Annotated in this window: 12 protein-coding genes; 8 read left to right on the top strand and 4 right to left on the bottom strand. The window is 66.9% G+C overall.

What is annotated here, in order from left to right; genetic code table 11:
• Positions 1-264: 264 nt before the first annotated feature.
• The 5 genes from NA3_RS21360 to NA3_RS21340 all read left to right on the top strand — a co-directional run bounded on the left by NA3_RS21360 (position 265) and on the right by NA3_RS21340 (position 5,302).
• Complete coding sequence (locus NA3_RS21360) at positions 265-813, top strand: nuclear transport factor 2-like protein (RefSeq protein ID WP_062965430.1); 549 nt, start codon at positions 265-267, stop codon at positions 811-813.
• Complete coding sequence (locus NA3_RS21355; RefSeq protein ID WP_062965429.1) at positions 807-2,060, top strand: hypothetical protein; 1,254 nt, start codon at positions 807-809, stop codon at positions 2,058-2,060. The genes NA3_RS21360 and NA3_RS21355 overlap by 7 nt, the downstream gene beginning before the upstream one ends.
• A 46-nt stretch (positions 2,061-2,106) precedes the next feature.
• Positions 2,107-3,720 (top strand): acyl-CoA synthetase, encoded by a 1,614-nt coding sequence (locus NA3_RS21350; RefSeq protein WP_062965428.1) that lies wholly within the window; start codon positions 2,107-2,109, stop codon positions 3,718-3,720.
• Between the two features lie 131 nt (positions 3,721-3,851).
• Positions 3,852-4,538 carry an acetoacetate decarboxylase family protein gene (locus tag NA3_RS21345; RefSeq protein ID WP_062965427.1) on the top strand — a complete coding sequence of 229 codons (687 nt, stop codon included), beginning with the start codon at positions 3,852-3,854 and terminating at the stop codon, positions 4,536-4,538.
• Positions 4,535-5,302 carry an SDR family NAD(P)-dependent oxidoreductase gene (locus NA3_RS21340; RefSeq protein ID WP_062965426.1) on the top strand — a complete coding sequence of 256 codons (768 nt, stop codon included), beginning with the start codon at positions 4,535-4,537 and terminating at the stop codon, positions 5,300-5,302. The genes NA3_RS21345 and NA3_RS21340 overlap by 4 nt, the downstream gene beginning before the upstream one ends.
• Before the next feature lie 115 nt (positions 5,303-5,417).
• Here NA3_RS21340 and NA3_RS21335 read toward each other — a convergent pair whose 3' ends face one another.
• Complete coding sequence (locus NA3_RS21335; protein ID WP_036525233.1) at positions 5,418-6,239, bottom strand: crotonase/enoyl-CoA hydratase family protein; 822 nt, start codon at positions 6,237-6,239, stop codon at positions 5,418-5,420.
• 136 nt (positions 6,240-6,375) lie between these two features.
• Here NA3_RS21335 and NA3_RS21330 point away from each other — a divergent pair, with 136 nt between their 5' ends.
• The gene (locus tag NA3_RS21330; protein WP_062965691.1) at positions 6,376-8,001 is read left to right on the top strand and encodes a succinic semialdehyde dehydrogenase; all 1,626 of its coding nucleotides are present in this window, start codon (positions 6,376-6,378) and stop codon (positions 7,999-8,001) included.
• A 105-nt stretch (positions 8,002-8,106) separates the two neighbouring features.
• Here NA3_RS21330 and NA3_RS21325 read toward each other — a convergent pair whose 3' ends face one another.
• Positions 8,107-9,507, bottom strand: coding sequence for a lipase family protein (locus NA3_RS21325; protein ID WP_062965425.1), 1,401 nt, complete (start codon positions 9,505-9,507; stop codon positions 8,107-8,109).
• A gap of 124 nt (positions 9,508-9,631) precedes the next feature.
• Positions 9,632-10,738: a Nickel transporter NicT gene (nicT, locus tag NA3_RS21320; RefSeq protein WP_062965424.1), complete on the bottom strand. Its 1,107-nt coding sequence runs from the start codon at positions 10,736-10,738 to the stop codon at positions 9,632-9,634.
• A 367-nt stretch (positions 10,739-11,105) separates the two neighbouring features.
• Between nicT and NA3_RS21315 the strand changes: the two genes are divergently transcribed.
• Positions 11,106-11,939, top strand: coding sequence for an SAM-dependent methyltransferase (locus tag NA3_RS21315; protein WP_062965423.1), 834 nt, complete (start codon positions 11,106-11,108; stop codon positions 11,937-11,939).
• A gap of 1 nt (position 11,940) precedes the next feature.
• On the opposite strand, the gene NA3_RS21310 is transcribed toward NA3_RS21315, so the two are convergent.
• Positions 11,941-12,945 (bottom strand): isopenicillin N synthase family dioxygenase, encoded by a 1,005-nt coding sequence (locus tag NA3_RS21310; RefSeq protein ID WP_062965422.1) that lies wholly within the window; start codon positions 12,943-12,945, stop codon positions 11,941-11,943.
• A gap of 241 nt (positions 12,946-13,186) precedes the next feature.
• Between NA3_RS21310 and NA3_RS21305 the strand changes: the two genes are divergently transcribed.
• A partial coding sequence (locus NA3_RS21305) for an ABC transporter substrate-binding protein (RefSeq protein ID WP_062965690.1) occupies positions 13,187-14,044 on the top strand: 858 nt, incomplete at its 3' end.

Raw genomic sequence — 14,044 nt, 5'->3', positions numbered from 1 at the left:
CGGCGCCCTGGTCGAACGTCTGCTTCTTCGTAGCAAAAATGGTCGTTCCATTGTCGGTCTCCGCTCGCGGTGGTACCGTCCAGACACATGTCCAGCGATGTGTCTTTCGCGCCTGTCCGCGAGGGATATCCCGGCCTGAACTCGTTCTCGAAAACGGGCTGACGGACCACGACGTTCGCGGTCGCCGCAGCTCGGTGACCGCCCGGATCAGGCCGTGCCGGATATCGGCGCCGGCCCTCGACACAGAATGTGAAGGAAGCTGCGATGTCCGGATTTTCCCGGGACGAACTCGACGAGATGGTCCGCCGCTGGGTGGTCGAGAACGAACGGTGCGAGGCGGCGGGGGACTGGCGGCCGCTGGCCGACATGTACACCGAGGACGCCACCTACGGCTGGAACTACGGCCCGACCCAGGAGTTCATGGCGGTGGGCCGCGACGAGATCCGCGAACTGGCGCTGGGACAGGAGATGGACGGCCTCGAGGGCTGGACGTACCCGTATCAGGAGTTCGTCGTCGACGAGCGCAGCGGCACCGTGATCGGACTGTGGAAGCAGGTCAACGAGAACACTCGCCCCGACGGCCGCCACTACAGCCCGGAGGGTATCGGCGGCAGCTGGTTCCGTTACGGCGGTAACTTCCAATGGTCGTGGCAGCGTGACTTTTTCGACTTCGGCAACGTCTCCGCGCTGTTCGTGGAGATGATCACCGCGAACGCGCTGTCGGAGGGTATGCAGAAGCGGATCGAGCGTTCGGCCGCGGGACCGCTGCCGGGCTGGTACAAGATCGGCGAGTCGCCGGTCCCGCTGTGGTGAGGGCTGTGAGCGCGAGTCGCTTCGCAGCGCTGAGCCGGGAGCAGCTGGCGGCGCTGGTGCCCGAACTGCTGCTGTGCGGGCATCTCATCGATCGCTCGGGGATGGCGCATTCGATCGGCGCCTTCGGGCGCGACGGCATGGCCGAGGTGGCGATCGAGGAATGGCAGCTGGCCAGCCCGATCTACACCCGCCGGATGCGAGCGGCCCTCGATATCCCCGGCGACGGCGTCGTCACGATATTCAAAGGGCTGCAACTGGATATCGGCGCGCCGCCGCAGTTCATGGACTTCCGGTTCCGGGTCGACGACGACTGCAACGGTGAGTTCTGGCTCGACCACTGCGGTGCGCTCGCCGACGTCGAGCCGATGGGTGAGGACTACGTGGTGGCCATGTGCCACACCATCGAGGACCCCACCTTCGACGCGACCGCGCTGGCCACCAATCCGCACGCGCAGGTGCGCCCGATCCACCGGCCGCCCCGGCGGCCGGCCGATCGAGTGCCGGTGTGCGCGTGGACGGTTCGCATCGATCCGGCCAACGAACCGCCCGCGGTGCCGCGCAATGCGGCGCGCATGGCCGAATTCGCCGCTGTCGACCTCGAATTGGCACCGATCGAATCCGGAGGTCCGGGCCGGTCCGACTACCGCGGGCCGCTGCTGAGCGATATCGACTTCGCGGACTTCTCGCAGTCGGCGCTGGTCCGGATTGCCGACGAGGTGTGCCTGCAGCAGCATCTGCTGAACCTCGGATTCCTGATCGCGGTCGGCGAGCGCGCGGACGCGGAGACCACCGTCGCGATCGCGCGCAAGCAATTCACCGGGATCGCGGGGCTCACCTCCGAACGCCTGCGCGCGGTTCTGGGACTCGGGACCGGCTTCGAGGATCTGGCGCAGGTCCTGCGGCTGCATCCGGCGTGGAATCCGCTGCCCTACGTCGATATGCAGGTCGACGCCTACCACGATTCCGCGATCCTGCGCATCGCGCGCGACAGCCCGGGCGTGCGCGACGGCGGCTGGCCGGCCGCCGTCGACGCCGATCATCTGGAGCCGCTGAAGGCCATGGTGCGCGGGGTGAATCCGCGGTTCGACGTCCATGCCCGCGAGGGTGACGAGCGCGAACTCGTCGTCGAGATCACCGCCGCCGCAACGGCTTTCCGGGAGTCGCCGGAGGTGGCGATCACTCGGTTCAGCACCGGGGCGGACTTCCACTTCGCGCCCCGGCAGTCGCTGCCGCTGACGGTCGTCTGACCGCCCCTCAGTCCCGAACCGCCGCAACCGACGAGAGATCTCAGATATGCCGAACAATTTCGCCGACCTGTTCGAGCACGCCGTGGACGCCATGCCGGATCGGGTGGCGCTGATTCAGGGCGAGCGCCGGGTCACCTATCAGGACCTGGAACGCCGCGCCAATCAGCTCGCCCACCACTTCGCCGCGGTGGGGCTCGGGGAGGGCAGCCACATCGGCTTCCAGATGCACAACAGCATCGAGACGATGGAAACCCTGATCGCCGCCTTCAAGATCCGGGCGGTCCCGATCAATATCAACTACCGCTACGGCGCGGACGAACTGCGCTACGTCTATGACAACGCCGACCTCGAGGCGGTGGTGCACCACCGCTGCTACGCGCAGGTCGTGGATCAGGTGCGTCCGCAGGTGACCACACTGCGCCACGCCTTCGTCGTCGATGACGATCAGGGCGGTGACGGCCTCCCCAGTGAATCCACGCCCTATGCCGAGGCCTTCGAAAACAGCTCCACCGCACGCGATTTCGGTGAGCGCAGCGCCGACGACCTGTTCATGATGTACACCGGCGGTACCACCGGCATGCCCAAGGGCGTGATGTGGCGCCAGGAGGACATGTGGCGGGTACTCGGCGGCGGCATCGACTTCTACACCAACGTGCCGGTGGCCGACGAGTTCGAACAGTCCCGGGTCGGCTCGCAGAACGACCCGCTGCGCTGGCTGATCCTGCCGCCGCTGATCCACGCCGCCGCGCTGATGCCCACCTTCACCGCGCTGTGGTCGGGCAATACCGTCGTGTACGAGCCGCGCTTCGATGCCGATCGGGTCTGGCAGGTGGTGGCGACCCAGCGGGCCAACATCGTGGTCATCACCGGTGACGCCATGGCGCGGCCGTTGCTCAACTCCTATCGGCGGTCGCCGGTGGACGCCTCCTCGATGGTGGCCCTGGCTTCCGGGGCGGCACTGCTGTCGCAGCCGGTGAAGAACGAGATGCTGGAGTTGTTCCCGCATGCGGTGATCACCGATTCGATCGGCTCCTCCGAAACCGGATTCGGTGGCATCGGCGTGGCGCAGAAGGACGACGACCCGTCCCGCGGGCCGCGCGTACAGACCGGGCGCGGTGCGGTCGTGGTGGACGAGGAGGGCCGGGAGGTGGCGCCCGGCGAAGAGGGCTGGATGGCCAAGAAGGGGGCGGTGCCCCTCGGCTACTACAAGGATCAGACCAAGTCCGACAAGCTGTTCAAGACCGTCGACGGTGTCCGCATGGTCATCACCGACGACCGCGCGCGGGTGGAGGCCGACGGCACCATCACCCTGATCGGCCGCGGCAACATGGTGATCAACACCGGCGGCGAGAAGGTGTTCGTCGAAGAGGTGGAGGCCGTCGTGAAAGCCCACGAGGGCGTCTACGACGTGGTGGTCATCGGAGTTCCGCACGAGCGCTGGGGCCATCAGGTCGCGGCGGTGGTGTCGGTGGCCGGTGCCGAGCCGCTGGATTTCGCCGACCTCGAGGCACACGTCCGCAAGCATCTCGCCGGATACAAACTGCCGCGCAGCATCTGGGTGGTGGACGCGGTCGGGCGTACCCCCAGCGGCAAGCCGGACTACCGGTGGGCGAAAGCCCATGCCGAATCCCGCCCGCCGGCCTACACCGTCGGCGCCTGAATCCCGCAGGGCCCCCGCCGGACGTCGCTGACGCGGCGTTCGGCGCGGTCGTGTCCCGGAGATCCCGGTGAATGGGATTTCCCGGTCCGGAGGACCTGCCGAATCAGACTGGAACGTGTTCTACTTGGAGGATGACAGCGGTGCATTCCGTACTCGGTGAAAAAGTCACGATGCCCGTCGAGATCCGCGACGCCGACGCCTGTGCGGCGACCTTTCTCGTCGACGCGGCGGCGGCCCGGGAGATCGTGGCGCCGACCGGACTCGAACCACTCACTGTCGCCGGACGCGGGGTGTGCTCGCTGGTCTTCGTACGCTACGTGGACGGCGACCTCGGCCCCTACCACGAATTCGGCCTCACCCTCATGGTGCGCGGCCGGGATCGGGACCTCGGCGTCTACATTCCGTGGCTGCCGGTGAACCAGACCTTCACCTGTGCCGCCGGCCGCGAGATCTGGGGCTTTCCCAAGGAGATCGCCGATATCCGGATCACGCCGGTGCGTCGCGGCAAGCGCTGCGAGGTCCGCATCGACGATCGGCTGGTCGTCGCGATGGAGGTCGCCGGTGGCGTGCCGTCGCCGGGCGGAATGGGCGGCGCGTCGATCGCCGCCTACACCCATATGGACGGCGTCCTGCGCCGCACCCCGTGGGTGATGAACCCGTCGCAGGTGCGAATGGGTCCGGGTGGCACCAGGATCGAGCTGGGCGATCACCCCGTCGCCGAACAGATGCGCGCCCTGGGGTTGCCCAAGCGCGCACTCTTCAGCAGCCGGATCGGACTGCTGCGCATGACTTTCGAAGACGCGGTGGAGGTTCGATGAGCAAGACAGCAGTGGTGACCGGTGCGGCCAGCGGAATGGGACGCATGGCGGCCCAGCGACTGGCGGCGGGCGGCTATCGGGTCGCCGCACTCGATATCAACGAGGCCGGCCTGGCCGAAACCGCGCGGCGCTCGCCGAATATGAGCACCTACACCTGCGATGTCGCCGACGAGCAGGCGGTGCGCGCGGTGATCGACAAGGTCCGTTCGGACCTCGGCCCGATCGAGCACGTGGTGCACGCGGCGGCGCTGTGTCGTGTGGGTTCGGCTCTGACACACGATGTTTCGGAGATGCGCCGGTTGATGGACATCAACTACGGCGGGACGATCAACATCTGCCAGGCCGTCGTGCCGGAGATGAAGCAGGCCGGCCGCGGCACGCTGGTGTTGTTCGCCTCGGTGGCGGGATGGTTGCCCTCGCCCGGTCTGGCCGCCTACTCGGCCTCCAAATTCGCCGTCGTGTGCTATCACGAAGCGCTGGCCCAGGAGTTGAACGGGACCGGGGTCCGCGTGATCTCGATCTGTCCGCCGATCGTGGAAACCCCACTGCTGGACGGCATTCGGGCCGCCAACGAGGCGGTGGTCGCGGGTCAGAAGGGCATCACCCCGGACCGGGTGCTCGATGCCGCGGAACGCGCGGTAGCCGACCCGAAGGCGCCGCTGTTCATCTTCCCCGGACCGGCCAAACCGCTGTGGCTGGCACGGCGTTTCGCCCCGAACTTCCTGCGCAAGCAGGTCACTCGGATGGTGAAGCCGGAACTGTGATCGTGCTGAACTGATCGTGCAAACCTCGGCGCGAGATCGAGTTTTCTCGCAATCTTGCCGAGGTTTGCACGATGTGTTCAGCCTCCGCGCATCCGGTGGACGCCCGGATGCGGTGTCAGCGGCCCTTGAACTCCGGTTTGCGGCGCTCGGCGAAGGCGCGCGGGCCTTCCTTCGCGTCCTCGCTGCGGAAGACGGTGAGGCCGAGCTGCGAGTCGATCTTGAAGGCCTCGTTCTCGTGCATGCCCTCGGTGTCGCGCATGGTCTTCAGGATCGCCTGCACCGCGAGCGGGCCGTTGGCGTTGATCTTCTCGGCGAGCTCGAGCGCCTTGTCCAGCGCGGTCCCGTCCGGCACCACGTGACCGATCAGGCCGTACTCCTTGGCCTCGGCGGCGGTGATGTGGCGGCCGGTGAGCAGGATGTCGGCGGCGACGGTGTAGGGGATCTGCCGGGGCAGTCGCACCGCCGAGCCGCCCATCGGGAACAGGCTCCACCGCGCCTCGGATACACCGAATTTCGCGCTCTCGCCGGCGACGCGGATGTCGGTGCCCTGCAGAATCTCGGTCCCGCCGGCGATGGCCGCGCCCTCGACGGCGGCGATCAGCGGCTTGGTCAGGCGGCGGCCCTTGAGCAGGCCCGGAATGTTGGTCGGGTCGAAGGCGCCGCCGGCGCTCATATTCTTGGCCGGATCCTGTTTGGTCATCGCCTTGAGGTCGGCGCCCGCGCAGAACGCGCCGCCCGCGCCGGTGAGGATGCAGGAGCGGATCTCCGGGTCGTTGTCGACCGTGTCCCAGGCCTGCACCATCAGGTCGAGCATCTCGGCCGAGAGCGCGTTGCGGACGGCCGGCCGGTTCATGGTGACGATCAGGGTGGCGCCGCGTCGCTCCAGCAGCGCGTGGGGTTCCGTGTTGCTACCTGTTTCAGTTGCTGCCGTCGTCATCGCCGACCCACTTTCCTCATGGTATTACTCGCGTTTTGCGGACGAAGTTACCCCGCAACGTTGTACAGAACAATAACGTGTTCTAGTTTGGATCATGGTGACCGCCGTCACGGGCGGCAAGTTATGGAGATCGCTGATGGAGACAACCACGCACAGCGGCGCTGAGGCGACGTCGCGCAGCGGCGCGGCGAGCACGCTGCCGCCGCGGATCACGAACACGCTGATCGACCGCCTCACCGGGCTGATCACCGCGGGCACCGCGGGGGAGAAGCGCGAACCCTACGACATGATCGAGGTGTACACCGGCGCGGTCGTCGGTGAGCTGCCGCAGTCCTCGCCCGAGGACGTCGCCGCGGCGGCCGACAAGGCCCGTGCGGCGCAGCGGGAATGGGCGAACTGGCCGGTCAAGCGCCGACTGCAGGTCTTCGAGAAGGCCCATGAGCTGATTCTCTCCGAACTCGACACCATCGCGGATCTGATCCAGATCGGTTGCGGCAAGACCCGCCGGATGGCCATCGAGGAATCGTGCGATCCGGTGATGGTGATCAGCCACTACCTCAAACATGCCGAGCGGATCCTCAAACCGATCCGGCGTGGCGGCGCGATGCCCATCATCTCCACATCGACCGAACAGCATCGGCCCAAGGGCGTCGTCGCGGTGATCGCGCCGTGGAACTTCCCCTTCGCGATCTCGATCTCCGATTCGATCCCGGCCCTCATCGCCGGCAACGGCGTGGTGATCAAACCGGACAACAAGACCGCGCTGTGCACGCTCTACGGCGTCGAATTGCTGCGCAAGGCGGGGCTGCCGCGCGATCTGATCCAGGTGGTCTGCGGTACCGGACCCGACGTCGGGCCGACCCTGATCGACCACAGCGATTTCGTGATGTTCACCGGTTCCACCGCCACCGGCCGCACGATCGGCGAGCGCGCGGGCCGCAATCTGATCAGCTGCAGCCTCGAACTCGGCGGCAAGAATCCGATGATCGTGCTGGAGGACGCGAACCTCGACGAGGTCGTCCCGGGGGCGATCTTCGCGGTGTACGGCAACTCGGGCCAGGCGTGCATGCATATCGAGCGCATCTACGTCCACGACCGCATCCACGACGAGTTCGTGCGCCGATTCGTCGCCGCCGCAGAGGAATTGGGGTCGAAGGCGGGTGCGTCGTACACCGCAGACCCGGAATTCGGCTCGCTGGTGTCGGTCGATCACATGCGCCGGGTGGCCGCCCACGTCGACGACGCCGTCGCGAAGGGCGCGACCGTGCTGACCGGCGGCAAGGCCCGCCCGGATATCGGCCCGGCGTTCTACGAGCCGACCGTGCTGACCGGTGTGACCCCCGAGATGGAGCACGCGACCGTCGAAACCTTCGGCCCGGTCGTCACCATCTACCGCTACACCGACGAGAACGAGGCGATCCGGCAGGCCAATGCCACCACCTACGGTCTCAACGCCAGCATCTGGAGTTCGGATCTCGCTCGCGCCGAGAAGCTCGCCGACCGGCTTGAGGCGGGCAATGTCAACGTCAACGACGGCTTCGTCGCGACCTATTCGGCGAAGATGACGCCCTCGGGTGGCGTCAAGCAGTCCGGCGTGGGCACCCGCCACGGCGATGCCGGCCTGCTCAAATACACCGATACGGTGAACGTCGGCGTGCAGAAGAAGCAGGTGCTCTCGGCGCGCGCGGGCATGCCGTTCGAGAAGCAGCTCAAGAGCACGCTGATCACCCTGCGCCTGAGCCGTCGGCTGCGCATTCGCTGACCGGCGCACCGGTACGCGAAGGGCCCGTTCGCCCCCACGTCGAACGGGCCCTTCTCCGCCCCGCACCTCGTTGTGCCGGGAGTTCCGCGGATCGTGCGCTCCGGACTACTTCACGCCGATCGGCTTGCCGAAGAACGACGCGAAGGTCTCGCCGAAGGTCGAGGCCAGCATCTGAAAACCGTTGGGGTCCAGCAACAACCATCCGGCATCGGCGGTGTGGCACCCGGGCTGGGCCGGCACGCCGTCGAGACGATCGCGCAACCACAGCATCGCGGCTCCGCCGCCGGAGATCTCGGTGGCCACGTGCTCGGCGAAGTGCTCCCGGGTGTATTGCACTGTGGCGGAGGGGTTTCGGCAGTAGGTGTCGACGAGGGTGTTCACCTGCCCGACCGGAATGATCTCGTCCGGATTGCCCTGCCAGATGTACATCGGCATATCCGGCACCGTCCTGCCCATCCGGGTCTCGTCGAGCACGGCGGCGACCGCGGGCTGCTGCATCGGATCGCCCGGAACCCGCAGCATCCCTTTCAGATTCAGGAACGGCAGCAACGCGCTGACATACTGCACGCACAATCCGCTCTGCAGCGTGGTCAGGCCCTTGCCCAGCGGGTCCATATGCTCGTCGACGAAGCGGGCGAATTCCGGATACTCGCGCGTCAGGCCCATCACCGCGGCCAGCACCAGGCCCGACGTCGCTTGCCCGTTGGCCACGTTCAGTGTCATGCCGAGATCCGCCGGTACGCCGCCCTCCGCCGCACCGACGATATTCAGATCCGGGGCGTAGCTGCTCTTCAGTTCGGCCGCGTGTCCGGTCGCGATCGCGCCGCCGGAGTAGCCGTAGAGACCGATCCTGGTCTGCGGGCTCAACCGCATCGGCTCGAAATCGCGGGCCGCGCGAATCCCGTCGAGGGTGATCCGGCCGGCGAGCGGACCCGCGGCGTAGGCGTTGTCCGGCCCCTCGTGATCGGGAATGACCACCGCCCAGCCCTGTTGCAGGGCGCCCTGGGCGATCACGAATTCGGCCGGGGCCACGATCTGGCCCAGGAACGGACCGGCCGAGAAATGCTGGATCGCGTACGAGGGTGCGCAGTAGCCGGCCAGGGAATCCTCGGCGATCTGCATCGACACCAGTTTGTCCGGTGTCGAACCACGTGGTTTCAGAACTGTCGCCACCGCGGGGATCGGTTGATCGCGACTGTCGTCGGATCGGTAGGAGATCTGCCACGCGTCGACGTTGACCGGAATCAGCCCCAGATTGGCCACCCGCACCTGCCGCGCGGCGATGATCTCGCCCCGCTGTTTCGCCGCGACGATCTCCGCCGCGGGGTGGTAGAAGCCGGGATCGAGCTCGGGCGGCAGCGGAATCGGCGCCGCGGGTGCGACCGGCGCGGGTTCGGCGGTGGCGTGGGGTGGCGGGGCCACCACCGCGGCCAGGACGGTCACTGCCGTCGCCGCGGCGAGGGCACAGGTCGTCCGGCGGATGCGGCGCGTCCAGGGTTCGGTCACACTCGGCTCCTTCGCTAATGCGAGACTGCTCCGTCTCACATGTGCAGCGAACTATGGCACAGGTGTGATCGCCGTCGCAAGAATTCCGGACGTCCCCGGTTGTGTGTGGCTCGACGAGGTGCGGTTACACCGATTCCTCGGTGGGCGCGGGCGTCCAGCGCTCGTCGACCTTCGCCAGCCGCCAGTAGGCGACCGCGGCAACCCAGGCGAGGACGAACAATCCGACGATCGCGAATCCCGCGTTGTTGAGGTCGATACCGGCGATCCACTCCGCCACCGGACCGCCGAATCCGGTGTCGTCGTGCAGCACCTTGATCAGCTCGATCGAGCCGATGAACAGGGCCACCGCGATCGAAAGGCCGGTGATGGCCAGGTTGTAGAAGATCTTGCGCACCGGATCGGAGAACGCCCAGTCGTAGGCGACGTTCATGAACAGGCCGTCGATCGTGTCCATCACGCTCATCCCGGCCGCGAACAGCAGCGGCAGCACGACGATCGCGTACCAGGGCAGTCCGGCCGCCGCGCCGGACCCGGCCAGTGCGAGCAGCGCCACCTCGGTCGCGGTGTCGAAACCCAGGCCGAACAGCACGCCGACCGGATAGACGTGCACCGGCCGACCCACCATCCGCATCACGGGCGCCAGCAGGCGTGCCAGGAATCCGCGCGAGTCGAGCGCCGCTTCCAGTTCCGTGCGATCGTAGTGCCCGCTGTCGCGCAGCCGGCGGAACACGCGCCAGATACCGAGCAGCGCAACCACATTGAGCAAACCGATCAGATACAGGAACGAGCCGGAGGCCACGGTGGAGATGGTGCCGAGTGTCTTGCGGGTCGGCGAGTCCTCGTCGACCAGCGTGCCCACCACGTGCGCACCCGCCACCACCAGTGCGGCGAGGACGAACACGATCGTGGAATGCCCCATCGCGAACCAGAATCCGACCGATTTGGGGCGTTTCCCGTCGCTCATCAGCTTGCGCGTGGTGTTGTCGATGGCGGCGATGTGGTCGGCGTCGAAGGCGTGGCGCAGCCCGAAGGTGTAGGCCGTGATGCCGAGTCCGATGCCGAAGACCTCCGTGCCGATGCGATAACCGTGCGGGGCGATCGCTCCGAACAGCAGGCCGAATCCGACCAGATGCATCAACGCGACCACGCCGAGCAGCACCGCCGCTTCCAGCCAGTCACGCCGGGACCAGTCCCGCAGCACATCGCGAAGTAGGCGGCGACGAGTGGACATGTGCCACAACCCTTCTGGGGAACCCGCGTCCCCGTCCGTGCACAGCGACGAAAGGGGTCTGGCTGACAGCATGGGCTGAACACAGTGGCGCGACCGCACCGGATTGGCACCGGTTTCCCGTTCCCATCGCGAGAACTCTGCGGACTATACCAACGCACCGCGTCCGTGCGCCCACGGTCTTCGCAGGTCGCGACGACGGGGCGAGCGGATTCCCGCTCGATGAAATGTCGGGTATGCGCCCGTAACCCCAGGAAATAGAGGAGACTCGGCGTAACACGGTCTGTAGTGCGACGGCTGTGTGCCGGATACCAGTTCCACAGGGTCAGCGTTTCAGCAATGCCGTTTCTGCAATGCCAGGGGAGCCTTCATGTCGCAGTCTTCTGCCGCGTACCCGAGTGTGGTGCCGGTCGGGGTGGATACCGCTCGTGCCAGCATCGCGCGCGTCTACGACGCCGCCCTGAACGGCAAGGACAACTTCGAAGTCGACCGTGAAGTGCTCGCGCAGGTGCGTGCCGTGGCCCCGCAGGTGAACGACCTGGCCTGGGCCAACCGTGATTTCCTGATCAGAGCGTGCCGATTCCTGGCCGCGCAGGCCGGGATCGACCAGTATCTCGACCTGGGTTCGGGGCTGCCGACCGCGGAGAACACCCATCAGGTGGTGCAGCGGATCCGGCCCGAGGCCCGGGTGGTCTACGTCGACAACGATCCGATGGTGCTGGCCTACGCCCGGGCGCTGCTCGAGTCGAATTCGCAGACCAGCATCGTCGCCTGCGACATCTTCCGCCCGCACGAGGTGCTCACCGACCCGACCGTGCGCGACGATCTGGACTTCACCCGGCCGCTGGCGCTGTTCCAGATCGGGACCCTGCAGCACTATCTCGACGACGACGCCCCGGCCCTGATGCAGACCTATATCGACGCGCTGCCCGCCGGTTCATATGTGGCGATCGCGCATTTCTACGATCCGGAGGACTCCGGGCCGAGTGAACTCGCCCGCAGGATGGAGGACAGGTTCGTCCACAGTCCGATGGGCAGCGGCCGTTTCCGCACCCGCGAGGAGATTCAGGCCCTGTTCGGCGGCTTGCAGATGATCGAGCCGGGGCTCGTGCTGTGCGACGACTGGTGGCCGGACGGCCCGCGGCTCACACCGCTGTCGGATGTGCGCCGGTGCATCGTGGGCGGAGTGGGCCGCAAGCCCTGACTCAGTACGCCCGCGCGGGGGCACTCGGCGTGATGCCGTGATGCAGTTCGGCCACGTCCGGATGCGCCCGGATGCGTGATTTCCAGGCGTTCTGCCCGTAGGTGTCGAATATCGGATTGTCCGGGTCGGCGGTGACTCCGCGTGCGTCCGCGGCCAGGTCCGGTGGCAGCGGTAGCAGTGGGATCCGGGCATCCAGCGCCGGATTCAGGAAGTACGGGATGGAGATGCGGTCCGTGCCCGGCTCCGGGGCGAGCACGCGGTGGCGGGTGGCACGCAGATAGCCGCCGCTGGCCACCTCGAGCAGTTCGCCGATATTCACGATGAAGGCGCCCGGGAGCGGCGGCGCGTCCACCCATTCCCCGGACGACAGCTCCACCTGCAGGCCGTGCGAATCCGGTTCCACCAGCAGCAGGGTGAGCACACCGGAATCCTTGTGCGCGCCGACGCCCTGGGGATTGTGCGGGTTGCCGGGGTAGCGCACCACCTTGATCAGCGTGGCCGGCCGGTCCGCGAAGGCCGGATCGAAGAATGTCTCCGATGCGCCCAGTGCGGCGGCCCAGTGCCGTAGCAGGGCACGCCCGACCCGCGCGAGAGAATGGTCCCAATCATGCAGTGCGGGACGAAGTTCCGGAAGCGCCGTCGGCCAGAGGTTGGGACCCTGCAGTCGCCAGTACCCCTCTGCCCCGGCGATCGCCTCGGCCTCCGGCCCGATATCGATCTGCTCGCGCCAGTCGACCAAGCCGTTGGTCAGCTCCCCGCCGAGTCGCGAATAGCCGCGGAACTGCGGACTGCGCAACTGGCTGATCTCCTGTTTGGCCGCCTCCGGCAGCGCGAAGAACCGCCGGGCCAAGGCGAGCAGTTCGGCGCCGCGCTCGGGCGCGACGCCGTGACCGGTGAGATAGAAGAAGCCGAATTCGTGTGTGGCCGCCCGTAATTCGACGCGAAACCGCTGCGGATCGGAATCCGCGCTCGCCAGATCGAGTACCGGGAGTACGCGCTCGGCCATCGCACATCCTTATCCTCGTTCGCCGACGGGTCATCGCCAGATCTACCGCTTCCCGGCGGTGTGGGAAAGGGTTCGGCTCGGACGGAATTCAATCGATGCGTATTCCGGCCGCCGTGATGCCCCCGAGACGACCGAATCCTGGTGATTCAAAGGGGAGGTTTCGTGATTCACAGCACCTAGGCTCGGCCGGGCCGACGCGCACCACCGTGCCGTCGTGCGCAGTGTCGAGAGGAATTACCTGATGTCCGGACGTATCCGCACCGCATTATCCGTCTTCGCAGCCGGTACGGCTGCCGCTGTGCAGCTGACCGCCTGCGGCAGCGGAGGATCCGCCCACACCGAGAACGGGGTGACCTCACTCCGGTATCTGGGCTGGACCGATCAGGTCACGCTTCCGGAGCTCGCGGAGAACCTCGGATTCTTCGACGGCAAGATCAAACTCGACTACGTCGGCAACACCATCAGCGGACCGCAGGAGATCCAGACCGCCGCGACCGGGCAGGTCGACTTCGGCGGGGCCTTCGCCGGTGCGGTCGCCAAGCTGGCCGGCGCCGGGGCGCCCATCACGGCGGTGGTCAACTACTACGGGTCGGACGAGAAGTCCTTCCAGGGCTATTACACGCTCGACAACAGCCCGATTCATACGGCCGCCGACCTGGTCGGCAAGAAGGTCGGCGTGAATACGCTCGGCGGCCAGAACGAGGCCGATATCCACGATGCGTTGAAAAAGGCCGGACTGAGCGTCGACCAGATCAAATCGGTGCAATTGGTGGCGCTGCCGCCGCCGAATATCGAACAGGCGCTGCGTCAGGGACAGATCGACGCCGCGGCATTGAACGGCCAGTTCCAACAGCGTGCGGTGGCCAACGGCGGGGTGCGTCCGATCTTCACCGAACTCGACGAATACGGCGGCCCGATCAACGGCGGCCCCTATGTCTTCCGCAATGATTTCATCGCGAAGAACCCCGATGTGGTCCGCACCTTCACCACCGGCGTCGCGAAGGCGATCGAATGGGAGCGCAGCACGCCGCGAGAGCAGGTGATCGCGAAATTCACCGACATCATCAACGCCCGGCACCGCGCCGGAGAGGACACCTCG

The organism is Nocardia africana NBRC 100379 (assembly GCF_001612635.1).
GTDB lineage: Bacteria > Actinomycetota > Actinomycetes > Mycobacteriales > Mycobacteriaceae > Nocardia > Nocardia africana.
This window is presented reverse-complemented; position numbering and strand designations above follow the sequence as displayed.

What these genes read in the sequence shown, in the direction of transcription:
- NA3_RS21360 (WP_062965430.1), top strand. Translation starts at nt 265, where the DNA reads ATGTCCGGATTTTCCCGGGACGAACTCGACGAGATGGTCCGCCGCTGG.
- NA3_RS21350 (WP_062965428.1), top strand. Translation starts at nt 2,107, where the DNA reads ATGCCGAACAATTTCGCCGACCTGTTCGAGCACGCCGTGGACGCCATG.
- NA3_RS21345 (WP_062965427.1), top strand. Translation starts at nt 3,852, where the DNA reads ATGACAGCGGTGCATTCCGTACTCGGTGAAAAAGTCACGATGCCCGTC.
- NA3_RS21340 (WP_062965426.1), top strand. Translation starts at nt 4,535, where the DNA reads ATGAGCAAGACAGCAGTGGTGACCGGTGCGGCCAGCGGAATGGGACGC.
- NA3_RS21335 (WP_036525233.1), bottom strand. Translation starts at nt 6,239, where the DNA reads ATGACGACGGCAGCAACTGAAACAGGTAGCAACACGGAACCCCACGCG.
- NA3_RS21330 (WP_062965691.1), top strand. Translation starts at nt 6,376, where the DNA reads ATGGAGACAACCACGCACAGCGGCGCTGAGGCGACGTCGCGCAGCGGC.
- nicT (WP_062965424.1), bottom strand. Translation starts at nt 10,738, where the DNA reads ATGTCCACTCGTCGCCGCCTACTTCGCGATGTGCTGCGGGACTGGTCC.
- NA3_RS21315 (WP_062965423.1), top strand. Translation starts at nt 11,106, where the DNA reads ATGTCGCAGTCTTCTGCCGCGTACCCGAGTGTGGTGCCGGTCGGGGTG.
- NA3_RS21310 (WP_062965422.1), bottom strand. Translation starts at nt 12,945, where the DNA reads ATGGCCGAGCGCGTACTCCCGGTACTCGATCTGGCGAGCGCGGATTCC.